Below are 24,586 nucleotides of genomic sequence, written 5' to 3' on the forward strand. Positions count from 1 at the left end.
TCGCCTTAAACTCTCCTTAGATAATCCTTGATAGCTCTTATGAGGAGTCATCGCTGCGGGCATTTTCCCGGTATTTTGCCGGAGGAACGCCGTTCATTTGCCGGAAGGTGCGGGTAAAGTTCTGAACGGATGCATAGGAAAGCTTGGCCGCAATCTCTTTGATCGGCATATCGGTCATCGTCAGCCATTCCTTCGCTTTTTCCATGCGATAGTTCATCACGTAATCGCTGTACGATAGCTGCATTTCCTCCTTGAACATCCGGCTGAGCTGTGACTGTGACACCCCAACCTCATCCGCGATGTCCTTCATCGATAGTCCTGCATCGTAATGCTCGCGAACATACTGCCGCACCCGCTGCACTACTTTTTTTTGCTTCGAGACGTGCTCCTCGCGCAGCTTCTCGATAATCGTGGAGAACACCGTTCGGGAAAACCACTGCTCCATCTCCGTCAGCGTTTCGAATTCGTACAGCTGCTTGTAGATGCTGTCACCTATCACCTGCTGCGGATCATGCCCCAGCTCCTGGACGAGAGAGGTCACCTCCCCGATAATATAGACAAACAGGCCGTATACCGTCTCCGAATCGTACGCCAATTCCGGTAAAGCCCCGATCATCTCGGACAGCTTGCGGCGGGCCAATTCCTCGTCCTCCTGTACAACAGCGGACGCAATATCCTTTTGCAGCTTCACCAGGTTCAGCCCGGAATGCTTAAGCGAGGGACGAATCTGCTCCTTGCGGATCGTCGTATCGTGCCCTAAGTACAATCGATAGCTCATCAGTCCTACCGCTTCCTGGTAGCATTCGGTGATAGACGCGACCCCGTCGCGAAAAGGACTTACCGCAACCGTAACCGAAAAGTTCAGGCTGTTTGCTGCCTCCTTCCGGTACTGCGCCATAGCTCCCAATAAAAGAGGAGCTGCGCGATCGGGGCTGTCTCCGGCATCGACAATCATTACGATCTGCCTCATGAGCGGAACCACGATAACGGTCAACCCGTGATCTTTGCCCGTATGCTCCAGCATTTTGCGCAAGGTGTGGAAATAATTCGAAAGCTCCATTCTCGAACACGTTTTGGCAAGCTTGTAGTAACGGTCGATCTCTGCCACGCAGACACAAAACGCTGGGCCCCGCAGCGCATGCGCCAAAGCTCCGGTTTCCAATTCCTGAGGGCGGATCTCACCGAGCAGCAGCTTTTGACAGAGATTCTCAATCATGAGCGGTGTCTGATGCTTCAGCTTGTCTTGCAGCTCCCGATTGGCCCTTACCATTTGATCCATAAATTCATCGAGCACGTTCAGTCCGTCCCGCCCATGCCCCGGCCTTGGATTCTTGTAACCCGGAACATTAGACAGCAGCCGCTTGATTGGAAAATACATGCGGTTAGAAGCAACGAATGAAAGACCAAGCCACAGCAGGAGCATAACAGAAGCGATCGTCCAGGTGATAACCCGGATTTGGTCGGACTTTTCTGTCAGCTCCGACATTGGTGTGAAGGTGACATAGGTCCAGCCGTTGAACATCGATTTGACTGCGGACATACGGTGCTGTTCGCCGTGCAGCGTAAACGCACCTTGATAAATATCGGAATGAAGCAGATTCTTTATCGCGTTAAGCCCGGAAATCGTTGAACCGATCTCGCCAGGGTCACTGCTTAATACGATCCGTTCCTGCTCATCGATAATGATCGTCTTTTTTGAGCTGTCCGCATTCAGCCTGTTGAGGAAATCGGTCAGCTGCTTCGTTTCAACATGCAGCACCACCCTGCCTGTAAACGCTTCCGCAGTCAGCGGTACTCCGCGAACAAGCAGAAGATCGTTCTGGTTCGCATATTGTCCAGGCGGGATTACTTCGAAGCTGTTGAAGTTCAGATCAATCCTTTTAAGCGCTTCCATAAAAGGAAACTGCTCAACCGGGATAAGTCCATAACGGGTCGAGTAAACAGTGCCGAACCGGTTATAGACGAGAGACACCTCGAAATCGACATCGGATGTTACCTTGTACTCGCCAAGCTGCTGGATCATGCTGAGGCTCAAATCCAGATGCCGCATGGAAGGCCCTACCTCGAACGTGCTCTCGATCGTCGGGTTGGACGAGATGAGCATAGAGCTTTTTGTAATACTTCTCAGAAAAAGATTCATTTCATGCTGGATTTGGTTCAGCACCGTTTTATGCCGCAAATTGACTTCGTCTTGGATGCTTCGTGAAGCGATATGAGAAGAAACCGAACCGAGGAGGATCACGGGTGTAATGCTAAGCAGCAGGAAATACAAGAACAATTTGCGCTTATAAGACGGCTCGCGCATGGATAGCAGCAGTCTTTTCATGAGATTCCCCCTTTCTATTTAATCTCAAGAATCGATTGTTATAAAAGGTTCGACGCGCCGCCTCTAAACCCTGTCGCTTATATTAATATTAAAAGCAGGAGCTTTGTTTTAAGCTAAATAAATCAAGAAATTTGCGATAATCAGCAATTGGATATGGTATTTTTTGGATATTCCAAATACAGCAAAAGCGCCGCCCGGACGAGCCGGAACGGCGCTTCGGACCGCACGCAAAAAGCCGCACGGCGTAACAAATAGTTGACAGGCAGCGGCCCGTCAGGTTACGTTCCAGTTTCATTGCCAGAGAGAGACTAGATGCAAGCAAGTTTCCCCCGTAAAGCAATGTGCAAAACGACAGCTGCACAGATTGGCAGTGCTTGATGCAGCCATCCGTTAGTTGCTGGCAACTATCAGGAAAGAGCAGTGGAGCTGTCGACCTGCTGAATCCAGGCGTTAATTTTATTCTGCAAACGGTCTTGCAGCTCGTCTACGAGATCGAATCCGCCTTCTTCGAGGCGGGTGACCTGGGCATCCAACGCATATACACCGCCGACAATATTGGATGCCCCCAGTACGGACAGCACAGGCTTAAGCGCATAGTCGATAGCAAGCAGATGGGCAATCGTTCCGCCAATGGCCAGCGGCAGAATTGTTTTGTTGTCCAGGCCTTTCTGCGGAATCAGGTCGAGAAACGCCTTCAATACCCCCGTATAGGAAGCTTTATAGATCGGGGTAGCGACGACAACTCCATCCGCTTCAGCGATGAGACGGTTCGCCTCGACAATGGCCGGACTATCAAACTTGACATGCAGAAGATCTTCCGCTGGCAGCGAGCGCACTTCAATTTCGTTGTACTCCCATTTGCGGTTTTCTACATGTTGACGGACAACGTCCAACAGGCCATTCAGGCGGGAGTTAGGTGTAGGACTTCCAGAAATAACAACAATTTTAGCCACGGCAATCATTCCTTTTCGTTATCATTGGATTATGTGGTAATAAACCGGCTCAAAACTTAAACTAGCGGTTGACAACAAAGGAGGAAATCACTACGGGGAATGAGGGGACCTCCGATCGCTGTTGGCATATGCTCCCGAAGTACGCTTTCTTCCAGAAAGCGTTGACCCCAGATTTCTTAATCATAGCCGCCTCAGCGGTTAAAATCCGGTGGCAAAGGCGGACGCTTCCACGCTCCCGAAGCTGCTTTCCTTCGGAAAGCTTGGACTCCCTCTTCCCCTCCGCTTCTGCTATCTTATACTGTCAACCGCTAATTATTAGAGTGAGCCAATAAACCAACTAAAAATAGGATTGCTTCTATTGTAGCTTATAACTGTCAACTCCAATAATCAAGTTTGCGCCTGCCTTGTGGATCTAAAATCCGGAGTCCGTGCGTGCTTTCCGTGCTTAGGCAAGTTGGAGACATTCCAACACATCGGGAATAAACTCATCATCGACCCCCTTAGCCAAATCCGCCGGGGAAAATGATCGTCCTTGATTGAGGCTCTCCCTCCGGGTTAAAACAAAATTTCACCCAATGAGCCGGCGCGGCAGCATAACCACTGGTTGGAGCTCATGCCACTGCCAACCAAATCCCAAGGTATCATTTGAACTTTGAGGATTCGCTGAAGGATCTACCCATATGCGCGAATTTCTATGACCTCAGCCCGTGGCGATCCGTTCGTAGCCTCAACGACCAGCCTTACGGCCTCAACTGGAATTCCCCGCCCAAGCTTGTGAATTTGCTTGCGCTTCCGGTTGCCTTTCATCCGTGCAATCTCCTGCCACTCCCCGCCGCTAAGCCCTTCCCACCTATAATCTCTGACCAGCTCGGGGATGACGTCGAATGGTGTGCGGTGATGATGGAGGTTAATTAGATCCTCATTCACGTCATCGTTAAAAATACAGTGCAGCTCGCGGATGACGACAGCTTCCGGCCAGGATAGTTCCAGCCATGGCTGGCGATCCTCCTTCATGACAGCCGACATCCAGCTGTGAGGCCCGCCGTAAGGCCTCAGAATGCCATCGGTCACGCAGCCTTCATTATAAGCTTTCGTTTCAGCCCGCATCCGGAAGCATAGAGGAAAGCGCGACTGTCTCCGCATGTCCCATTCTACGGCAGGCTGCGGATGCCCTGCTTCCAGCTGGCGCCCAGCCAGCGGGCGCCTCGCAAACATCAGCACACCGCTAAACAGCCCCTCAGACTGATACAGCGTAATAGCCGGGTTGCTGCGGATGATCAGAAAAGCATTTTGCGCCGTTTGCGGCTCCCAATTCAGCTCAAGCGCCACCCACTGCTGTTCGCCGCGGGCAACCTTGACAAGACAGGAGTCAACCGATTCGGCAGGCACGTAATTCTCTGCCCTGCCTGTGCCGCAAAGCTCGACCTCCAGCACGGTATCGTCCGCCGCATCGAGCAGCAGCTCCACGCCCGCAACCCGGGGATCGACCGGAAACAGCAGGCCGGTATCCGCAGTCAGCGGGTAAGCGCACACCGGCTCCTCGATAGCGATGTGCCGGCAGCGGCTGGACGCGCGTACTCGCGCTTGCCGCGCCAGGTTGGCCGGATCGTGATGAGCCAGGCCGATCACCGAAGCGTCCTGGTGAAGCAAAAGCTGCTGCAACTCCTCGATATGACGCTCGCCGAGCTCTCTCGGGCTTATCCCTTTGTGCGCCGCCAGAGCCGCTCCCGTGCCTGCCGCTTCCCCGATGACCGCACAAGTAGCCATCACTCTCGTCGTCCCGAACGCGACATGGGAAGCGCTGATATTCCTCCCCGCCATCAGCATATTGCTTACATTGATAGAGTAAAGCGAGCGAAACGGGATATGGTAGATCCCGTCCAAATGCAAGTGATTCGAGCCACGCTCCTTGGCATATACCCCTTGGGGCGGATGCAGATCGATCGACCAGCCGCCAAAGGCAACGCGATCGTGAAAAGGCTTTTGCGCCAGCAGGTCATTTTGATTAAGCTCATAATCCCCAACGAAACGGCGGTACTCTCTTTTCCCCGGGATCGAGCCCACCCATTCCAGCGTCATCGTATCGGCATCGAATTGTCCGGAATTTTTAATATAGTCCCAAATGCCGTAAATGACCGACCATAACTCATCGCGAATTCGCTCGTTCTGGTCTACAATATCAAGCTCTCCTCCCCACTCTATCCACCAGTAAGCGCAGCCGTTATCACCGCTTTTAATAACCCGCTGCAGAGGAATCGACGTATCGGCTATATTCAGGGCGAAGGAAGGGGGAACAAACTTGACCGGAGCGCCATGATCCTTCGTATAAAACAGGAGCGTGCTGCCGAGCGTAATGCTGTCCGCCGTGTCAGGCGCCCAGTCTTCGTTGTACTCGTTCCTCGCTTCCCGTCCGATCCGGTATTTCGCTCCCGCTAAATATCCGATTAAGCCGTCGCCCGTGCAATCCAGATAGTAAGAGCTGCGAAACTCGATGCGGCGTTCCGAGCCCATCATCCATCCCGTAACAGAGCGGATTGTGCGCTGCTCCTCCGGCCCATCGGCCTCCAGCTCGTGGACATCCGTATTCAAAAACAATTGGATGTTAGGTTCCGCCTTTACTTGTTCCAACACGACCAAATCCCAATAATATGGATTGCCTTCCGGATTGGTGTATTGGTTCTCCACAAACAGCTCTCCCATAATTCCCGTCTCTCTCGCGAAACGGTGAATACCGTGAGCGGTAGCTCCGCATACCCATACTCTGACCTCGCTGCTGGAATTGCCGCCAAGCACCGGCCGATTCTGGACCAGAGCCACCTTGCAGCCAAGCCGGGCTGCCGCCACAGCAGCACATACTCCTGCCAGCCCTCCTCCAACTACCGTTATATCCGTTCGCACTGTTTCCTTCCTCAATCCCTGCACCCTCCTTCTGATCTCCTCTTGATCTCCTTCTATCCTTCTAGTCTCCTTCTGATCTCCTTCTTTTCATCAAACCTCGCCTAATCCTCGGTTTCCCATATATCCCGGTCAATCTGAATTTCCATATATCTCGCGCAATCCTCGCATTTTCCTTATATCCCGATCAATCTTCTCAATCTGCATTTGTCTTCTTTTTCATCATATCTCGATCATATGAAAGGATAAATGCAGTAATTTAACATCTATTTATACTTTTTTTCAATTCTTCCAAGTATTTAACAGGAGGCTTTCAGAGAGAAAAAGCGAAATCATTAAAGACTAAGACTTTTAAGAACACTAAAAACAGAAAGGAATATGATCTGATTTCTCAAAAATAGCCGGAGGAGATATTGATAGATGCTGCAGCGCTTGGACTGTGTTTTTTGGAGGCAAAAAAAGCAGTTTTTGTTGGCGGAGGATACCTATGACACATGGGTGTGGATCGCTGTTCAGGATGGAAGCTTCCGCTTCAGCATTGGACTGGCGGAGGGGATTGGCCGGCCCGGAGATATCGTTTGCTGTCCACCTTGGGTGCCATTTGGGCGGGAAACACTGGAGCCGCTCACCTTTCACTTCATCCGTTTGGGCTTCGCTGGTTCCGGGTCCCCTCCTGCTGGCTTTCACGCCGGATTATTAGCGATAAAACATCCGGATCGGCTTAGACACAACCTGACTCTCCTGAGCGAACTGGACGATGCTCTCCATCTTCACCCTGAACCGATTCGGAAGCATCTTGTGCGCGATATATTGATGTTCTGTCTTGAGGAGCAAGGGTCACTTGATGCCGTGCGACTGCTTTCTTCCGATCCTCTAATGAATGAAGCGGTTGCGCTGATTCGAGAGCAGGCGGCCGACGTCAAATTCAACGTGGGAGCAGCCGCAAGGGCTATCGGGCTGACTCCGGTACAGTTCTCGCGAAGGTTCCAGGCAGCCTTCCCGCTGACCCCGATTCGTTATTTGACGGAATGCCGGATTCAATTGGCGAAGAAGCTGCTTACCGAAACCGATGATACGCTGGAGCAGATTGCCGGCCGCTGCGGCTACGAGAACGGTTACTATTTCAGCCGCGTATTCAAGCAGGCAGCGGGAACCACTCCCTCGTCATACCGTCGGCAATTCCGGGTATAATATGCCGCAGCAGCAATTCTTCATTCCGCTCCCGCCAGCTATCCAAGCTGGGTCGAGCAGTCGCTTTAAGTTACATTTTTCGAGATTGCTGAATCTGCTGAAGACTATAACGAGCAAAATCTTTAAGTATACCTTTGAAGCCAACCACACAAAACTGAAGTAAAAAAATCCTAATCAACTCCTGATTAATTGGAAAATGGCAGATTCAGCTTCTCTTCTTCTGACGTAATACTATAGTAGGACAATTATTTCTAGGAAATAGGAAACTACCCGTTTACATGACTGATGACTGTACAAACTCAATTAGCCAGGACGGGGCTTTCAATCAAACACGATATCTTGGCTAATCCCGTTACCCAGTAAGTAGAATCTAATTATGCAAAATGCTCCGTGTTTGGTTCATATTTATGCAAAATGCTCCGTGTTTGGTTCGTATCCATAGTTAGCTCTAATTCCCCTATTTGCAGACTGGAGGGAGAGTTAATGGAAAGGAAACTGCTGCTGGTTTGCTCTGCCATCCTCTTTTTGCTGATCGCCCTTGTTCCAGATTACTCGGTTAATAGAATTAGAAACACGGAGATTATGGATGGATTGAGAATGCTTGCGGAAAGCACGGATCAAATCAGCAAAGTCGAAATGAAAACAACCGATCGTCTATATCTGGCTGTTGAATATTCATTAACTCGTCCACTAAGTGCAAGTCAAAGGGATAGTATATTTATATCGACACAGGACTACATATTGAGTGAAGATATGCGACGGAAACTGACTCAAGAATTAACTATACCCGATCCCCGGTTATTTGCCGAAGGCATCTCTGTCCGTTTTCGTTATCGCACGGCTAGCGGACAGGATACATACTGGATCTACTCCTTGACAGATAGGGAAGATAGCGGAGGGCCGCGCTGGGACGTGGTCGGACCACGTGAGGACGGTAGTCACGGGGTTATAGCGACATGGTACCCGGAAGGAGATACTCTACAACTGGATTCAAACTTCCAAAATTCTGCTGCAAAACGTGACCGGAAATCTGGTCAATCAAAGTGTCACAAATAAGAGCGAGGGCGAGCGTTAGAGTAAGACCACCCACAGAACACATGTATGATGTCTACGCTTTTGCTTATAAATTTTAAAGTTGAGGTGAAGCTGGAATGGAATTTTCTTTTACTGGAATCGACCATGTTCAATTAGCTGCTCCCCCGGGCTGCGAGGATGAAGCCCGCCATTTTTTTGTTGATGTGCTGGGATGGCAGGAACTGCAGAAGCCGAAGGCTTTGCAGCAGCGCGGCGGCGTTTGGTTCGTATGCGGGCCGCAGCAGGTGCACATCGGAGTGCAGAATGATTTTGCCCCTGCCCTTAAAGCCCACCCTGCTTTCCTGGTAAAAAATTTACCCGCTCTAAAAGCCCGCCTGCTGCTCCACCAAATACCTGTCAAAGACGATGAAATCCGTGAGGATGAGGGAATTCGCCGCTTTTTTTCACAAGACCCTTTTGGCAACCGCTTGGAGTTTATGGAGACATTGTAGGTTCCCTTCCCTGTTTTCTAGCGAAATGAGGTCACCTCCATAATAATCCCTGATTCGCTAATGCCGGTGCTCTTCTCCCTGTTACGCTATTGACTAATGCGTTATTCGCTAATTGCGCTTTTCACTATTCGCTAATTCACGAATGCGCTAATTCGTGTCAAAATCCCTAAGGAGTGTAGCTGTATGGATGATAGAATGAACAAAGACAATACGATGCAGGACAGCAAGAAGCGCTTTTCCAACCGGGTCGGGGACTATGTCCGCTACCGTCCCAGTTATCCTGGTGAGGCCATCGAATATTTGTATACCACAGTTGGGTTTAATGCGAAGGCGGTGATTGCGGATGTCGGGGCCGGGACCGGTATTTTTACTGCCCTGCTGCTGGAGCGCGGAAGCCGGGTCATCGCTGTAGAGCCGAATGCCGAAATGCGTACGGCCGCGATCACAAGCTTGGGCAAGCACCCGCGGCTGACCTTCTCCACCGGCTCAGCCGAGCAAACGGAACTGCCGGATCATTGTGCCGATTTCATCGTTAGCGCGCAAGCCTTTCATTGGTTTGATCACGCGGCCACCAAGCAGGAGTTTCAGCGCATCATCAGGCCCGGCGGGAAAGCTGTTTTGATCTGGAATAAGCGGTTGACCAGCGGCTCTCTTTTTCTCGAGGGCTACGAGCAGCTCCTGCAAGACTACGGTACGGATTACACAAAAGTCGACTATAAAAATGTAACTGACGAAACCTTGCACAAGTTTTTCAAGAACGGTACTTACACCAAAATCACTTTTACCTACCGCCAGCTGTTTGACTATGATGGGCTGCGCGGCCGGTTAAGCTCTTCCTCCTATGCTCCGTCCCAGGCCATCCCGACTATGAAACTATGATCGTACAGCTCAGGAAGCTCTTCGAAGAAACAAAGGTAGACGGTCAAATCTCCTTCGATTATGAAACTGAGCTCTACTGGGGCGCAATTTAAAGCGGATAAATGGCTGTCGCATCAGTCAGCGATGGCTGTTTTCCTCCCCTGTTATGTGATAAACTTCACTTAACCAGCCGGTTGCGAAAATCGGCGACGAATTTCTCTGCTTAAGGAAGTGCCGATATGACCAATTCTTCTTTTTCTGTTTCTGCTTCTTCTGCTTCTTCTGCCTCCCCTTCCAGCTCACAGCACACCGGCCGCCCTCCCGCCGAGGCCCAGCAGCAGCCCCGCGTGCTGGTCGTCACCGCCGTGGAAGCGGAGCAAGCCGCGGTACAGCGCGGCCTGCAAGCCGGCGGCCGCAGCGCGGACCGCTTCGACGTGCTCGCCGGCGGCGTCGGCCCCGCTTCGGCTGCGGCGAGCACTGCTTTTGCGCTCGCTGCCGCGGAAGCCGAGAGCCGGCCGTACGGCCTGGTCCTTAGCGCCGGCATCGCCGGCGGCTTCAGCGGACAAGCACCGCCCGGCTCTCTCGTCGTCGCGTCTAGCGCAATCGCGGCCGATCTCGGCGCCGAATCCGCCGAGGGCTTCCTCAGCGTCGATGAGCTCGGCTTCGGCAGCGCGCAAATCGCCGCTGCCGAGCCCTGGAGCTCGCGCTTAGCCGAGGCACTGCGCCAAGCTTCGCTGCCGGTTGTGGTCGGGCCGGTGCTAACGGCCTCTACGGTAACCGGTACGGCGGAGAAAGCGGAGCAGTGGAGCAGGCGCCATCCGGGAGCGGCCGCTGAAGCGATGGAAGGCTTCGGAGCAGCTACCGCCGCCAAGCTGCGGGGGGTGCCCTTTGTCGAGCTGCGAGCAATCTCCAACGCTGTCGGTCCCCGCGACCGCGCTTCCTGGAAAATCAAAGAAGCGTTAGCCGCCCTAGAGCAAGCCAGTGCCTTATTCGAGGAGGTTTTTTGATGAACATTGCATTTTCCCCCTGCCCGAACGATACTTTTGTGTTTCATGCCTGGGTTCACGGCCTCATTCCTGATGCGCCGGAGCTTACGGTTACCTATGCGGATATCGATATAACCAACCATCTGGCGGCGCGGCGTGAAGGTCCGGAAGTGCTGAAAATTTCCTATGCCGCGCTGCCCTGGGTCTTGTCCGATTATGCCCTCCTGCCGTGTGGCGGGGCATTGGGCAGAGGCTGCGGCCCTCTCGTGCTGACTGCAGGAGATGCGGCGAGCGGCAACCAATCTTCATCGCCCGCAGCCGAGGATCCTGCACGCTTAAGCGGCCGCACCGTAGCGGTACCAAGCGAGCGCTCCACCGCTTATCTGCTCTTCCGCTTATGGGCGGCTCAGCAGGTGCCCGGCGGCGTTGGCAAGATTGTCGTCATGCCCTTCCACCAGATCATGCCCGCAGTTCGCGACGGTCAAGTCGATGCTGGCCTCGTGATCCACGAGGCCCGGTTCACCTATCCGACCTATGGACTGCGGCTGATGACCGATTTAGGGCAGTGGTGGGAGCAGGACACCGGCCTGCCCATTCCGCTCGGAGCGATTATTGCCCGCCGCCATCTTGATCCCGGGGCGCTTGCCGGGTGGACCCGCTCCTCGGTTGAATACGCCTGGGCTCATCCGCAAGCCTCTCGCGAGTACGTCATGCGGCACGCCCAAGAAATGGACGCCGCCGTTGCGCAGTCCCACATTGACCTATATGTCAATGAGTTTACCGCTAATCTGGGCGAGGACGGCTTTGCCGCTGTTGCTTCGCTGCTCGGACGAGCCTCGGAGAAAGGGCTCGTGCCCGAGTTCGATTTGGCCTTGCTGCGTTCATAAGGCTTACCGCTTCCATAATAAAGGAATAGAAAAAAGCAGGAGACGGAAGGACATTCCTCCTCTCTCCTGCTTTTTCTGCTTGCCGGAACACACCGGCCCTATATCATTACCCTTTGAATTCATTCCAGTAAGTAATGTCCTGCAGCGGCAAACGCACTGTACCATGGGCATCGATCGCCGCCTTGCCAAGCGCAATCAGCATAACATCGGTATATCTTGGCGGGATATCGAACAATTCACGCAGCTTCACAGGATCATATCCGCCCATTGGAACGGTATCATAACCGCGGGCTTTGGCCGCTAGCATAAGCTGCATGGATACAAGCCCTCCATCGATCAAGGCGATTTCCTTGCGCTTTTGGTCCGGTGCTTGCGGATAGTAACGCAAAGTATTAGCCACCATGCGCTCTTTAATTTCCTCGCTCATATAGCCCTTCTCCGCAGCCAAGGAATAAATTTTGTCCGCATTCCGGTAAGCCTCGATATCTCCCAGCACGACAATGACCGCAGAGGCTTCAACCACCTGTGCCTGATTGTTGGCGATGGGCAGCAGCTTCTGCTTCAATTCCGGAGCTTGAACAACAATAAATCTCCATGGCTGCAAGTTTGACGAAGACGGGGCCTTGATCGCATCGTTGAGAATCAGCTGAATCTCTTCCTCAGTCATCTCATAAGCAGGATCATACTTGCGAACCGAATGCCTTTCTTTAATTACAGTGAAAAAATCCTGCTGTCCTGCCAGTTCGGTTTTTGTAGCCATATAGATTCCTCCTAGTCAAATAAAATGGATAGTGCCCTACAAAGTAGAGCCTTTATTTAAGAACTGCGCCAATCGGGAAAAACAATGATAAGCCGAGTAAACCCGCTTGCGTCTAAGCTTCAGCTGAACTGAGCAAATAATACCACAGTATAACCAAAAAATAAGCGAACCTGCCATGTACTAAAAAGACCCCTCAGGGATCTCTGGACAGCTCGTTAAGCCTGAAAACCTGCCGGCTGCCTTCCTGTACGCCTATGATCGAGACAAAAGACGTTCGCCTCCTTACGCAACCCACAGCTTAATAAGCAAACTGTTACTTAACAAGCACAGTATAAAACAATCAAAAAGCACTGTCAATCATCATTTTCAACCGCCAAATCTGCAAGCGTATACTTATTCAGGCGCTCCAAAACAGAGCGGTCGATTTCACCCATCACTCCCGCTAATCTTTCCTGCATTTGCAAACCGAATGCATTGGAGCATGTTGTATCGAGGACAGCCCGAGTCTGTGCCTCACCCACTTCCAAAGCGAGGTAAACCTCTGCCAGGGTCAGCTGATCGGCAGGTTTATTCAGGGAATAACCTCCATCCCGTCCTTCCCGGGTTTCCAGAATGCGCCCCCGCACCAGCTTCACCAGAATGCGTCTTAACAAGGTTGGCTCGGAATGCAGACATTGAGCTATATCACAGCTGGGACAAATCCCCCCGGTTCGGGCCAGGACAACAAGTGCTTGCAGGGCCAGGCCAAAAGATTTAAATTGCAGTGAGCTTGTGTTTCGCTCTTTACGCATGATGCCACCTCCTAATGTTCTGAAGCTTGTTTAAATCATTATTTATATATAGCTTCCCTCTCCCGGATCATAACCACACTGCTTCAGATCGATCCGGCCATCCGCAGTAAACTCCACACCTTCCGCTTCCAAAAGCTCCCGCTGAAAAAAACGTCCGCTATCATCCTGAATAGCAATTTCCCCCCGGGCATTAATGACCCGATGCCAAGGCAAGCCATACTTCCGGCTCATCGAGTGAAGAATACGGACTACTTGTCTGGCCCCGCGGGGGCTTCCCGCACAAGCCGCCAGCTGGCCGTACGTCATCACCCTGCCGGAAGGAATAGCTCGAATCAAAGCGATAACCCGCTCGGTAAAAGGAGTCATGGGCAGCCCCCCATTTCCCAAATTCTTTTCATCGGATTTATTCCATAAGCTTTTAAATCTATTCCATTGGCTTCTAAAATGATTCCACAGAACGTAAGCTTTCTCTTATTGTACGTCAAACTGTATCCAGCCGTTTCATCAAAGCATAAATTCAGACTAAGTTACGATGATGATTCGTTTGCCGGGCCTGCCATTTTATCGCGCGGCTGGGTCAATTTTGCTAGTCCCCCATACACTCCGCCGATATTGAGAAGCGCCATAATGCTGAGCACCATATATACCGCTCCATAGGTTAAAGGTGTGCCGACGGCTGTGACATTCGCCCAGCTCCAGTCAAATTCAATCGCTTTGCTCAGCACTGCACCGCTGATGGAGCCTGCCAGGAAGTTAACCAGATTATAGATCCCCATGCCGACACCCATTTCATTGTTCGGCAAAATCGAGGAAATGATTTTGGCCATGGCTGCCTGAACGAACGTGAATGGAACATTAATAAGCGGAAGACAGAGCAAAATCCACCATGGTGATACTCCGCTAAATACCGATAAGCCGAGCAAGCCAACACCGAGCGCCACAAAAGAAACATACAGCGTAAAGAGACTGCCCCGGCTGTCTACCATTTTTCCGCCGAACCGGCCGAGCAAAGCAGCGAGCATAGCTGCAGGAAATAGAATATACCCGATATGCTGCGCATCAAGCGCGAACACGTTTTTCAGCATAACCGGCGTAATGATGAAAATTCCGAACACAATAAACAGCCCTATAAAGCTGATCAGCAGGCCCGAAGCAAAGCCGGGAATACGCAGCAGGGTCAGGCGGATAAACGGATTGGCCACTTTCCTCATCCGTGCGATAAATATCACCATTGCGGCAATTCCGAGCACCAGCCACCAAAAGCTAAACTGGGTCACGGAGAGCATGATGGCGGAGACGCCGAGTCCGAGAACACCGGCCCCTATAAAGTCGACCTTTTCCCCGGCCCTCACCTTCTCCTCGGGCAGCGATCTGCGGATGAAGGGCAGAGCTACCGGAGCAGCCAGCGAGAACAAAAACAAGCCTGTCCAATGAAATTGACCGGTAATGAACCCTCCGGCAATCGGGCCAATTCCCGATGAAAAAGCCATGGTGGAAGCGATTATCCCCATCACCTTGCCCCGTTGGTGCGAGGGAAAGTAGCGAACCGGGATCAGCATGACCAGAGCAGGAATGCAGGAAGCACCAGCAGCCTGCAGCAAACGTGCAATCAGCACCATGGAGAAGGATTGGGCTAGAAATCCGAGGGCCGATGCGGCCGCAAACAGCAGCAGCCCGAATGTAATTAACCTTTTGAGAGGATATTTATCCGCCAGTTTGCCAAATAAAAGCGAGCCCAGCGCATACAGCACAGTGTAACCGGTAATCGTCCAGCTGGCTGCAGAGGTGGAAAGCTCAAATTCAGCAGCAATATATGGGAGCGAAACATTAAACATCGTCCCGTTCATTACGGAGAAAAAAAGCACAAAACATAAGGCGTAAACAAGCTTCATACTAGACGCGCTCTCTTTTCCAGCCTCGGTCTTACTACTCTGAGACGACACATACTCACTCCTTTTAACGCAGCTTCATTTCCAGACGGCAGCAGCAAAACAATAGGAACATTTTCGTGCCTGCCTCAACCGCTATAGTTTATAATAGCATACCAGATCAAAGATAGCTGACCATTCTATGTCCTTGCCTTTTAGCCCGATTAACGATTGGGCGGAAACCGTGATGGTCATCTTGGTTAGCATGGGTCGATTCAAAACTTCTTGCAACTACTCCCTATAAAATGGAAAATCCTTTATAATAGAATATATCCTTGTCCTTCGGGCTTAAATCCTAAATTTTTAGGCTGAACATGATGAGCGCAGGCTGCCGAAGACTCTTTCTTCCCGATGACTTCTCAATTTTTGAGCATTCTATCGGGTCTTCCCTCAGGCTAACTCGCTGTAAAACGAAACGAATCCGCTTACAAATTCATTAGTCACTGAACTGGATAGACTATCTAAATGGAGGAGGCTAAGCTGTGAGTAACCCCCTGCAATGGAAAGTAGGCATGTCTTATCACCCAAACCAAGAAGCGAGCTTGAAGGATGTCAAAGAAGCCGGACTGGACTGTATTGAGCTTGTCATTCATGGAAAGGACTGGCACCGGGAATTCGAGCATTGGTCTGCATATTTTACACAGCTGGTCCAAGAGGCGGCAGAGCTCGGGCTGGAGATCTGGTCCATCCATCTGCCATACGGGGACGACTGGGATGTATCATCTCTCGATTCAACCAAACGAGAGCAGGCATTATCCACTCTCTCTTCCTTGCTCCAACTGATTGACAGCTGGAAGGTTGGCAGAGCGATTCTGCACCCCAGCTACGAGCCGGTCCCTCCGGAAGATCGTACCGACCGCCTGACGCTGTGCCAGGAAGGACTGCATGCTCTTATTCAGCGCAACCGCAACGTTAAGGTCCGCCTTGCTGTCGAATGCTTGCCGCGCACTTGTCTTGGAAATACAAGCGATGAAATCCTTTATCTGGTTGAGCCTACCCCTGAGCTGATCGTTTGCTGTGACGTGAATCATCTGCTGCAGGAAACTCAGACCCTATTTATACAGAAAACAGGCGCAAGAATAGGAACCGTACATATGTCCGATTATGATGGCAAGGATGAGAGGCACTGGCTGCCTGGCGAAGGAATTATTGACTGGGACCAGGTGCTGGATTCCCTGGCCGGACAAGGCTATGACGGCCCATTCCTCTTTGAAGTGCGCAATCCCGATCCGCGTGAACTTGTGCAATGCTGGAAACGCCTGCTTTCGTCGCGTTCTTAAGCTTCATTTTGTTGGTAAAAGATATCTGGCTTGCTAGTTAAGCCCGGCCATCACCTAGCACAATAAGCCAACGGACCGCAGCCCTTGCTTTCATCCTATCCGGACAAGGGGTACGGTCCTGGCATTTCCACCGGTTGCATGCTGCCTGGCCGCCATCATGCGGCAACGCTGGTTCCCGTTCCCCTTTCAAAGAAGCTTAGCCAAAGCGCTTGCGGTACCCGCATTTGCGGCAAAGCTCCTCTACCACCTCTCTGCGGGAAAACCCGTTATATAAATTCATCGCTCGCTCCCCTTCGATTATTTCCGCGAACGGCTTTTCATGAATATTGCCCAGGTTGATAACCCCTTCCCCATCCAGACAGCAGGGGATAACTGTACCATCGACCAGGACTCCGGCCTGAGTGCGCAATCCATGGCAGAACCCTTTGCTTAAATCTTCCTCTTCCTTAAGATCCGGCCATTTGAATTCATGCTCCTGGTGCAAATAGATCCGCTCTGCCAGCTTCAAGCCCTGACCGCGCACAAACCGCGACTGGATTTGGTAATCCAAATCGAACGCCCTTTCAATCATGCCGAGAATTTCCCGGTTGCGGTCTATTTGCTCATTCGTTGCATTATCTTCGCTTAAGTTCCACAGTCTGAGGGAGATAATCATGTCCGTCTTGGCCGTTGCTTCTTTGGCAAAATTGAGTACTGTTGAGACGTACGCTTCCTTATCCTTGGACCCGGGATGGCCGTCAAAGCTGTGCAGGGAAAAATTCATCTGCCGGATTGCGGGCTTACCGAGCAGCTTGTCCTTCACTTTCGGCAGCAGCGTCCCGTTGCTCGTAATGTTGACCTTGAAGCCTTTCTCATAGCTGATATCCAGCAGCTGATCCAGCTTAGGATGCAGCAGCGGCTCGCCTTTTACATGGAAATAAATATGCTCCGTATGAGGACGGATGTCCTCCAAAATTTGTGTGAAGGCTTCCACCTTCATAAAGCTTGCTTTTCTTTCGGTTGGCGGGCAAAAGGTGCACGCCAGGTTGCAGACACTCGTCAGCTCTATATAAAATTTCTTAAATCTTCTCATCGTTCATTTCTCCGCCTGTCTTCAGTAATACCGACTGCTTTCATCTTAGCTTACTTTGCAGAGGAAAACCAGCGGCTTTACAGCGCAAAATCATGTGGCTCCCTCTTATGCTTACTGTACAGCGCAAAACCAGCGGCTCCTCAATTAGCTTAGTTTAGCAGCGCAAGTCTGCCTGGCCATCGAAACCACAACGACTTTGCTGCGTAGGTTATAGTTATATATTTTTCGTTAAACGTCAAACTATCCAGTAGAACGCAGATTCTGGATGTATAATCGGAGGCACGAGTCATGAAGCTGATTCTGGAGAACATCGTAAAAACATTCGATGATAAAAAGGTGCTTAAAGGCGCCAACTTCACTTTTGAGCAAGGTAAAATCTACGGTTTGCTCGGGCGCAACGGAGCGGGTAAAACGACACTCTTCAACTGTCTCAGCCGGGAATTGAGCATGGATGAAGGCAGTGTGGAATTGGAAAGAGACGGGCAAAAGACAGCGCTTAAAGATACAGAGGTAGGTTACGTATATTCTCTGCCGATTTTGCCGGATTTTTTGACAGGATATGAATTTGTGCAGTTTTATCTCGAGGCCAATCCCGGGAAGCTCCAGCAGGACACCGACATTGACAGCTGGTTTGACCGGATGAGGATCAATAGCCAGGATCGGCATAAGCTCATCAAGGGTTACTCCCATGGAATGAAAAACAAGCTGCAGATGCTGCTATTTATGATTGCCAAGCCCCCGGTCATCCTGCTGGACGAGCCGCTGACTTCGTTCGATGTGATTGTTGCCTTGGAAATGAAAGCGATGCTGCGGGAGATGAAGCAGGATCATATTCTTATTTTTTCCACCCATATCCTGCAGCTTGCAAGCGATCTGTGTGATGAATTGGTCGTACTGAATAAAGGAGAGCTGGCTCCGGTTCCATCCGAGCTGCTGCACAGTCCGGAATTCGAGCAGTCTGTAGTCGAGCTCTTAAAGGATGACCCCACCCATGCTTAACAAATATCGTCTTTTGCTGGCTATCACCGTATCGTCCTTCCTTAACCTCTTTGTCTACTTTCTCCGCCGCCTGCCGCTCATCGGACGGCGGATTCCGGAATCACTATATTCCCGTATCGGCTTGAAAAGGAAAGCTTCCCTTCTTGTCATGATACTGGGACTGGTCTGGAATATTGGGAAGCAGCTTGCCTACGTCGGCCTGCTTGTCTATTGGCCTGCCGCTGCAGCAAGCAGTCAGCAAGCCGGGTCGGAGACATTGCCGCTATTTCTGAGCATTCTGCTTGTGCTAAGCTTTGTCTCCGCACCGTTTTGGAACGCCAGGGTGATGGAAACGAAAAGAAGCAAATATGTTGCGGTCAAGCTTATAAGAATACCTTCAACTATCTATATGAAAACGACCCTGAGCGAGCGGTATGTTTTATTCTTCCTATCATTTCTAATTGCCTTTATGGTCTTTATCCCGATGGCAGGAGGAACACTGCTCGATGGATTATTCGCCGCGCTTGCCCTGACCGCATGGAGAGGGTTTGCCGAATATATGCACTTACTGCTGTTTGAACGCACCGGTGTTATCCTCATTAAAAATAACGTACTTGTCTGGCTGGTGCTTATAATCGGAACAGCCTTGGCCTATGCCCCGCTGCTGCTGGGATGGAAGCTCACTTACGGCAGTATCCTGCTGCAGGTTCCCTTCGTTCTTGTTACAGCGGCTCTCGGTGCATGGTCGGCCATGAAGCTTGCCCGCTACCCGAGGTATGCGGAGGCGGTCGATGCCACAGTAAAACGGGATGATCCGCTGCTCCATCTCGGTCAGATGATTACGGACGCCAAGAAAGCCGATGTGTCAACGAAAGCCAAGGATTACGCGGCCCTTGAGAGTGAATCGTCACCCGGAGCGCCTGGCGGCACAGCTTTGCGAAGGAAAGGCTATGCGCGGCTGGATGCGCTGTTTTTCAGGCGGCACCGCCGGCTTGTCCGCAAGCCTCTTCTTCAGCGGCTCGCCATTATTGGCGGAGTAGGTGCAGCGGCCTGCGCCGTGCTGGCTGTAAAAGGGCCGCCCTCCGGCTTAACGCTCAGCAGTCTCGTTCCCTTTCTCCCATTCGCGCTCTATACACTGGCGCTTGGAGAGAAGTTTTGCAGGGTGCTGTTCTATAATTGCGACCGGCCTTTAATGCGCTACAGCTTTTACCGCCAAGGAGCACAACAGCATTTCTTTATTCGCCTGCTTCGTCTCAGCGGCATGAACCTGCTTGTCGGAGCCGCGCTTGCTGCTGTTCTGACTGTTATAGCAGCCGTTGCCGGATGGCCGCTCGGTTCGGCGCAGCTGCTTCCGCTGTGGCTGATCAGTTTATCGCTGGCGCTGCTGTTCTCGGTTCACCATTTGCTGCTTTACTATTTGCTCCAGCCCTACACAGACGAAATGGACGCCAAGAACCCGCTATTCAATATCCTGCATCTTGCCTTAGGCTCACTAAGCTGGTTAACCTTATTTTTCCGCCCGCTGCCAGAATTAATCGCCGGTGTCTCGCTTATCCTTGCAGCGCTTTATCTAGCCGCTGCCGCTGTACTCATTCCTCGTTACAGCGCCCATACCTTCAAACATAAATAAGGGACTGTCCGAAAAGCGGCCGTTCAGCCCGTTAACTAAAATCGCGCATAAGCAGGAAAAAGAAAACCCTAAACAGCGGACCCGAGGCCACTGGCCCCGAGGTGAATTGTATGCGAAATTGTTTGCGAAAGTGTATGCAAAAGCAAAAGTGTATGCAAAAATATGCATAGGCAAAAGTGTATGCGAAATTGTTTGCGAAAACCGTCATGCCATTGAATTCTCAGGCACAACTCCAGCATGAAATATCCAGGGTTAGCGGGCTTGCTGCCTGCATTTGTACGAAATGTCGTACAAATGCAGGGGGCTGAAGGGCGATTACCGGAGATTTGTATGAAACGTCGTACAAATACAGGGGATTGAGGGCAATTACCCAAGATTTGTATGACAAATCGTACAAATGCAGGGGATTGAAGGGTAATTACCCGAGATTTGTATGACAAATCGTACAAACGAATGCAAGGCTTTAAGCTATTAAGGAGCTCCAGCCAGTGTTTCAGACGAAATGTCGTACAAGCTCCATATCATGTGATTAAGGTACGATTACCCGAGAATGCTCATCATGCGGGGAGTTTTATTTTCACAGAAAAACCGCATACAATCGCCACTGCAGCGGGCCCGAGGCGAATTGCATGCGAAAAACCGCATACAATCGCCACTGCAGCGGGTCCCGAGGCAAATTGTATGCGGAAAACCGTATGCATTTCGTCTTAGCCTTCACACGTGGTGGAATTATTTTGTACTATGCGGCTTGATACATCATACGCTCTTGCCATTATCAGGTTTGTTAATGAGCATCCACCCATTGCGGAAGCACCTCGGCTACGCTGTCGTTAAGCACATATCGCGCTACCGAATCAAAAGGAGTCTCACTGCGGTTAATCAGCACCAGGCAATCTCCCTGGTAGTAACGGATTAAGCCCGCCGCCGGATGAACGGTAAGTGATGTTCCGGCCACGATTAACACCTCCGCTTGGGCGATGTAATCGATGGCTGATTCGAGCAAAGGAAGGTGGAGACTTTCCTCATAAAGAACCACGTCAGGCTTAACCATACCTCCGCAGGACAGACAGCGGGGCACAATCTCTACCGATTTCAGCACATGCGAAAGTGAGTAAAAGCTCCCGCAATCCATACAATAATTGCGCTCGACCGAACCATGAAGCTCCAGTACCTTTTGGCTGCCTGCCCGCTGATGCAGTCCATCAATGTTTTGTGTGATCACAGCCTGCAGCTTTCCGAGCTTCTCCAACTGGGCTAGCGCAGTATGAGCAGGATTAGGCTGGGCATCGGGATAAAGCATATATTTGCGGTAAAAGACGAAAAAATCCTCCGGATAACGATCGAAGAAGGAGCGGCTCAAAATCTGCTCAGGTGGATAGGTCGTACCGTCCGCCCGATTGTACAAGCCTTGCGCCGAGCGAAAGTCCGGGATACCACTCTCGGTTGATGTCCCCGCCCCGCCGAAAAACACAATATTCCGGCTTTTCTTGATTACTTTTTTTATTGCTTCCATAAGAATACAAAAATTCCTTTCCCACTGTCCTTACTTGCTCGGTTGAGCAGCATTCTAATTCCCTGATGTCATTGCCTGTACACGGTCCAATACGTCTAGCATGTTACGTACCACAAGATGATAATCGGTTTGTCCCGTATGTCTTTTCCATACCAATTATTTGCAATGCCCCGCATTGTCTACTACATATCAACTGTTTGTTTACTCTGCCTGCATCATTTACTCCATACTAACTGTCCACTACGCCCCGCACCGTCTACTCCATATCAACTGTTCACTCTGCCCCGCATCGTTCATTCCATATACACCGTGCGCCGGCCGATTACACCAAACAGCTGCGTTCCGTCTGCGTTTCGTGGGATAGATAAGCCTGCTCGATAACAGCAATAACACTCCGGGCATAGGCCAAGGAGCTTTCCGGCTCGATCCCGGACTCGATGTACTGCAGCAAATCACGCAATTGTAAAATAAACGGTTCCTCCACCGGCGGCACCTCAATTTGTTCATAAGCTTCACCCCGGCTTATCCATACCCCTTTGCCGACCACCGTGCGAATCGCTCCTCCGGTAAAGAGCATCTCGAATTCATTCTGGTAAGGCACCTTATATCCGGATTGGGCCAAGGTTACGGGCACCCCCTGCTCATTTTCCATATAAAGCAGTCCGCTTCCCTCTACATCACCGCGATCGCCGAAATGGGTCATAACCGCCCGTACCTTGCTTATGCGAGAGCCGCTCAGCCATTGTATCCGGTCTATAGAATGGGAGCCAAGGTTCATCACAAGACCGCCACCGGCTAAGGATTTCTTCAAAAACCAGTCCGGACGCTCCGGGGCAAAAAAATATCCATGCCGCTTATCATTAATCATAATAAGCTGACCAAGCTCACCTTCGTCCACAATCGCTTTGACAACAAGATTTTCCGCCAAATAATGCTGGGTATGGCCGACCAGCACCTTGGTCCTGCTTCGCTCAACCGCGGCAATCATCTCATCACATTCCGCGGCATTGAGCGCCATCGGTTTTTCCAGCAAGCAATGGCAGCCTTGTTCCACAGCGTAGATGAGCGATTCCTTGTGAAGAAAATGAGGAAGCGTAATAATCACTACATCCGGTTTTTCCTCGGCAATCATCTCTTTATAGTCTATGTATGCCTTCGCTCCTAACCCTTCGACCAGGCTTGCCGCTCTTTCCAGCTGCAAATCAGCCACGGCCGCCAGCTCATATTCCTGCAATTTGCCTACTGCCTCCACATGCTTCTTAGCGATCTTTCCTCCCCCTGCAATAGCGACCCGGTATGCCATTTCTGTATCCCCCGTTTTAAAATGTTATAGTGATAAAGCGCATACATTTCCTGCATGGCATTCAATCCCGAACGGGATCGAACTAAGGCAAAACGCTTGTCAAAAATGAAAAGCAATTCCCGCCTTTATCGTAAGTCTCCCGCCACCCTCTGTCAATCCTCCTCAGCCATCCCCGAAGCTCTTGTTCCATGTGCCGTTGCTTCAATAAGACTGCCATTTTGATGAAAATTCAGCTGCCCCTTCCCCGTCCTGTCTATCGGAAGCCCGGGGTCGCCCTTAGCCTCATATTTGCGGTACCCGCACGGGTATCCGACTTCCAGCACGAGCTCCCGGCTCCTAGCACGGGCCCCGACTCCCTGCACGGGCACTCCGGCTTCCAGCCTCTAGCCTTTCTGCCCTCAGCTCCGCTGCTGGTCACCAGTTCTTGACTCTAACCCACCTCCTATCCGCCTGCAAACGACCCACCACCCGCTGCATACTGGCATTCACGATGAATCGAATCTAACAGATTTTACTTTAGCTCCAGCTCTACCGGGTCCGTCACAAACCCAGGGTAATCTTGAACCTGGAAGGTTAAAGGCTGCTCGTATTCCTCGTTGGGGAGTGTGAATTGGACCACCAGCTCATTGCGGCCATTGTTAAAAGTGCTCGAGACCCCTGCCTGTTCAGACAAAGAGTATTCCTCTCCTGCCCCGTCCCGAAAGTTGCTTCCAATCAATGTATAGGTCCGCTGCCGCTCCCTTTCGTTGAGCTCCGATAATCGGAAGGAAAGCTTCCACTCATCTCCGATGGTGCGAACGTCATGAAGCGCGAGCCGTTCGTCCGGCGCTTGCAGCAGCCGCTGCCGCTTCAGATCGACAACAATATGCTGATTTTTTTCTGTTGCTTGAATTCCTGCCCAGCTGACACTGAGCTTTTCCAAATGACTCGTGAAATAACCTTGAAAAAAGTGCTCCATAACACCCGTTAAAGAACCTACAGATCCAAAGGAGTAGTGTTCTCTGCCCTGTCCATCCGTAAGCTTTAAATCGATTAACCCATTAATTTCTTTGGAATTGTCTGCTGCGTACTCGGTGACCAGCGTCGTTTGCAGCGGTGTGATGATAGCTTTGCTTACCAGGATGGTTTGACCATCGGTCTCCACAGCCTGATTGACTGCAAGCTCCTCCCTTGTTCCTTGAAAAGGCTGCGGATCAATCTTCAGCCTGATATCAAACGGCTCGGCTAGCTCCGGAAGATCGATGCGAAGCAGCACTTGCTCTGGCATCGTCTCGTTAGACGACAAATGGAAATCCGCTACATCTATATCAGATTGTTTTTGCTGCAAATGCACATTAGAGTAGCTTGACATGGCGGGCACTACCTCGCCCTGCTCATCCAAGAGCTGCATTCCGTATATTTGTGAGTCTCCACCCATGCTGTAGTATACCAGCAGCCTCTGGTCGTCAGCAGCAAACCCTTCAATGGTCAAGGGAAAAGGCAGCTCTTCGATTGATTGGCCCACTGCTTGGTATAATGAACTATTCAGCGCAGCCTCATGTACGTTCTCGAATTCATTGTGCAGGAAGTAGGTCCTTTCTGCTGAAGGCTCCTTGGCAGGCAGCGTTCTGAGCATAAGCACGGCCACTAGAATAATAATCAGTCCCGCATAGCTTGCCAGAATCAGCTTCGTTCTGTTGGTCCAAAATGCGCTATCCTTTTCTGGATGA

Annotated in this window: 21 protein-coding genes; 9 read left to right on the forward strand and 12 right to left on the reverse strand. The window is 51.2% G+C overall.

The window, feature by feature from the left end; all coding sequences use genetic code 11:
- Positions 1-37: 37 nt before the first annotated feature.
- The 3 genes from PSHG_RS21595 to PSHG_RS21605 form a co-directional block, all read right to left on the reverse strand.
- The gene (locus PSHG_RS21595; RefSeq protein WP_010277613.1) at positions 38-2,326 is read right to left on the reverse strand and encodes a helix-turn-helix domain-containing protein; all 2,289 of its coding nucleotides are present in this window, start codon (positions 2,324-2,326) and stop codon (positions 38-40) included.
- 407 nt (positions 2,327-2,733) lie between these two features.
- A complete protein-coding gene (gene ssuE, locus PSHG_RS21600) occupies positions 2,734-3,279 on the reverse strand; it encodes an NADPH-dependent FMN reductase (RefSeq protein ID WP_026021538.1) in 546 nt (181 codons plus the stop codon).
- 672 nt (positions 3,280-3,951) lie between these two features.
- Complete coding sequence (locus tag PSHG_RS21605; protein WP_328285603.1) at positions 3,952-6,213, reverse strand: FAD-dependent oxidoreductase; 2,262 nt, start codon at positions 6,211-6,213, stop codon at positions 3,952-3,954.
- A gap of 381 nt (positions 6,214-6,594) precedes the next feature.
- Here PSHG_RS21605 and PSHG_RS21610 point away from each other — a divergent pair, with 381 nt between their 5' ends.
- The 6 genes from PSHG_RS21610 (at position 6,595) to PSHG_RS21635 (ending at position 11,622) form a co-directional block, all read left to right on the forward strand.
- Entirely contained in the window at positions 6,595-7,365 is a 771-nt protein-coding gene (locus PSHG_RS21610) for an AraC family transcriptional regulator (protein WP_010277625.1), read from the forward strand.
- A gap of 483 nt (positions 7,366-7,848) precedes the next feature.
- On the forward strand, positions 7,849-8,421 hold the full coding sequence (locus PSHG_RS21615; RefSeq protein ID WP_010277629.1) for a hypothetical protein: 573 nt from the start codon (positions 7,849-7,851) through the stop codon (positions 8,419-8,421).
- 95 nt (positions 8,422-8,516) lie between these two features.
- A complete protein-coding gene (locus PSHG_RS21620; RefSeq protein ID WP_010277632.1) occupies positions 8,517-8,891 on the forward strand; it encodes a VOC family protein in 375 nt (124 codons plus the stop codon).
- A 183-nt stretch (positions 8,892-9,074) separates the two neighbouring features.
- Positions 9,075-9,770 carry a class I SAM-dependent methyltransferase gene (locus tag PSHG_RS28605; RefSeq protein WP_010277635.1) on the forward strand — a complete coding sequence of 232 codons (696 nt, stop codon included), beginning with the start codon at positions 9,075-9,077 and terminating at the stop codon, positions 9,768-9,770.
- A 218-nt stretch (positions 9,771-9,988) separates the two neighbouring features.
- Positions 9,989-10,756: a futalosine hydrolase gene (locus PSHG_RS21630; protein WP_010277638.1), complete on the forward strand. Its 768-nt coding sequence runs from the start codon at positions 9,989-9,991 to the stop codon at positions 10,754-10,756.
- Positions 10,756-11,622 (forward strand): 1,4-dihydroxy-6-naphthoate synthase, encoded by an 867-nt coding sequence (locus PSHG_RS21635; RefSeq protein WP_010277642.1) that lies wholly within the window; start codon positions 10,756-10,758, stop codon positions 11,620-11,622. The genes PSHG_RS21630 and PSHG_RS21635 overlap by 1 nt, the downstream gene beginning before the upstream one ends.
- 106 nt (positions 11,623-11,728) lie before the next feature.
- On the opposite strand, the gene PSHG_RS21640 is transcribed toward PSHG_RS21635, so the two are convergent.
- The 4 genes from PSHG_RS21640 to PSHG_RS21655 all read right to left on the reverse strand — a co-directional run bounded on the left by PSHG_RS21640 (position 11,729) and on the right by PSHG_RS21655 (position 15,065).
- Positions 11,729-12,382 carry a nitroreductase family protein gene (locus PSHG_RS21640; RefSeq protein ID WP_010277645.1) on the reverse strand — a complete coding sequence of 218 codons (654 nt, stop codon included), beginning with the start codon at positions 12,380-12,382 and terminating at the stop codon, positions 11,729-11,731.
- Positions 12,383-12,735: 353 nt separating this feature from the next.
- Complete coding sequence (locus tag PSHG_RS21645) at positions 12,736-13,173, reverse strand: RrF2 family transcriptional regulator (protein ID WP_010277650.1); 438 nt, start codon at positions 13,171-13,173, stop codon at positions 12,736-12,738.
- 42 nt (positions 13,174-13,215) lie between these two features.
- Entirely contained in the window at positions 13,216-13,539 is a 324-nt protein-coding gene (locus PSHG_RS21650; protein ID WP_010277654.1) for an MGMT family protein, read from the reverse strand.
- Positions 13,540-13,700: 161 nt separating this feature from the next.
- Complete coding sequence (locus tag PSHG_RS21655; protein WP_010277658.1) at positions 13,701-15,065, reverse strand: MFS transporter; 1,365 nt, start codon at positions 15,063-15,065, stop codon at positions 13,701-13,703.
- Positions 15,066-15,583: 518 nt separating this feature from the next.
- Between PSHG_RS21655 and PSHG_RS21660 the strand changes: the two genes are divergently transcribed.
- The gene (locus PSHG_RS21660) at positions 15,584-16,381 is read left to right on the forward strand and encodes a sugar phosphate isomerase/epimerase family protein (RefSeq protein ID WP_010277662.1); all 798 of its coding nucleotides are present in this window, start codon (positions 15,584-15,586) and stop codon (positions 16,379-16,381) included.
- Between the two features lie 196 nt (positions 16,382-16,577).
- Here PSHG_RS21660 and PSHG_RS21665 read toward each other — a convergent pair whose 3' ends face one another.
- Positions 16,578-17,453, reverse strand: coding sequence for a radical SAM/SPASM domain-containing protein (locus PSHG_RS21665; protein ID WP_010277665.1), 876 nt, complete (start codon positions 17,451-17,453; stop codon positions 16,578-16,580).
- A 288-nt stretch (positions 17,454-17,741) separates the two neighbouring features.
- On the opposite strand from PSHG_RS21665, the gene PSHG_RS21670 reads away from it, so the two are divergent.
- Both PSHG_RS21670 and PSHG_RS21675 read left to right on the forward strand, forming a co-directional pair.
- The gene (locus PSHG_RS21670; RefSeq protein WP_010277669.1) at positions 17,742-18,452 is read left to right on the forward strand and encodes an ABC transporter ATP-binding protein; all 711 of its coding nucleotides are present in this window, start codon (positions 17,742-17,744) and stop codon (positions 18,450-18,452) included.
- Positions 18,445-20,061 carry a hypothetical protein gene (locus tag PSHG_RS21675; protein WP_010277672.1) on the forward strand — a complete coding sequence of 539 codons (1,617 nt, stop codon included), beginning with the start codon at positions 18,445-18,447 and terminating at the stop codon, positions 20,059-20,061. The genes PSHG_RS21670 and PSHG_RS21675 overlap by 8 nt, the downstream gene beginning before the upstream one ends.
- Before the next feature lie 784 nt (positions 20,062-20,845).
- Here the strand turns inward: PSHG_RS21675 and PSHG_RS21680 are convergent.
- From PSHG_RS21680 to PSHG_RS21695, 4 genes are all read right to left on the reverse strand, one after another.
- Complete coding sequence (locus PSHG_RS21680; RefSeq protein WP_010277673.1) at positions 20,846-21,574, reverse strand: NAD-dependent protein deacylase; 729 nt, start codon at positions 21,572-21,574, stop codon at positions 20,846-20,848.
- A gap of 322 nt (positions 21,575-21,896) precedes the next feature.
- On the reverse strand, positions 21,897-22,877 hold the full coding sequence (locus PSHG_RS21685; protein WP_010277675.1) for a Gfo/Idh/MocA family protein: 981 nt from the start codon (positions 22,875-22,877) through the stop codon (positions 21,897-21,899).
- Positions 22,878-23,029: 152 nt separating this feature from the next.
- A complete protein-coding gene (locus PSHG_RS21690; protein WP_157213486.1) occupies positions 23,030-23,200 on the reverse strand; it encodes a hypothetical protein in 171 nt (56 codons plus the stop codon).
- Positions 23,201-23,388: 188 nt separating this feature from the next.
- Complete coding sequence (locus PSHG_RS21695) at positions 23,389-24,492, reverse strand: DUF5643 domain-containing protein (protein WP_148497827.1); 1,104 nt, start codon at positions 24,490-24,492, stop codon at positions 23,389-23,391.
- Positions 24,493-24,586: the final 94 nt, after the last annotated feature.

The organism is Paenibacillus senegalensis JC66 (assembly GCF_000285515.1).
GTDB classification, from domain to species: Bacteria; Bacillota; Bacilli; order Paenibacillales; family NBRC-103111; genus Paenibacillus_L; species Paenibacillus_L senegalensis.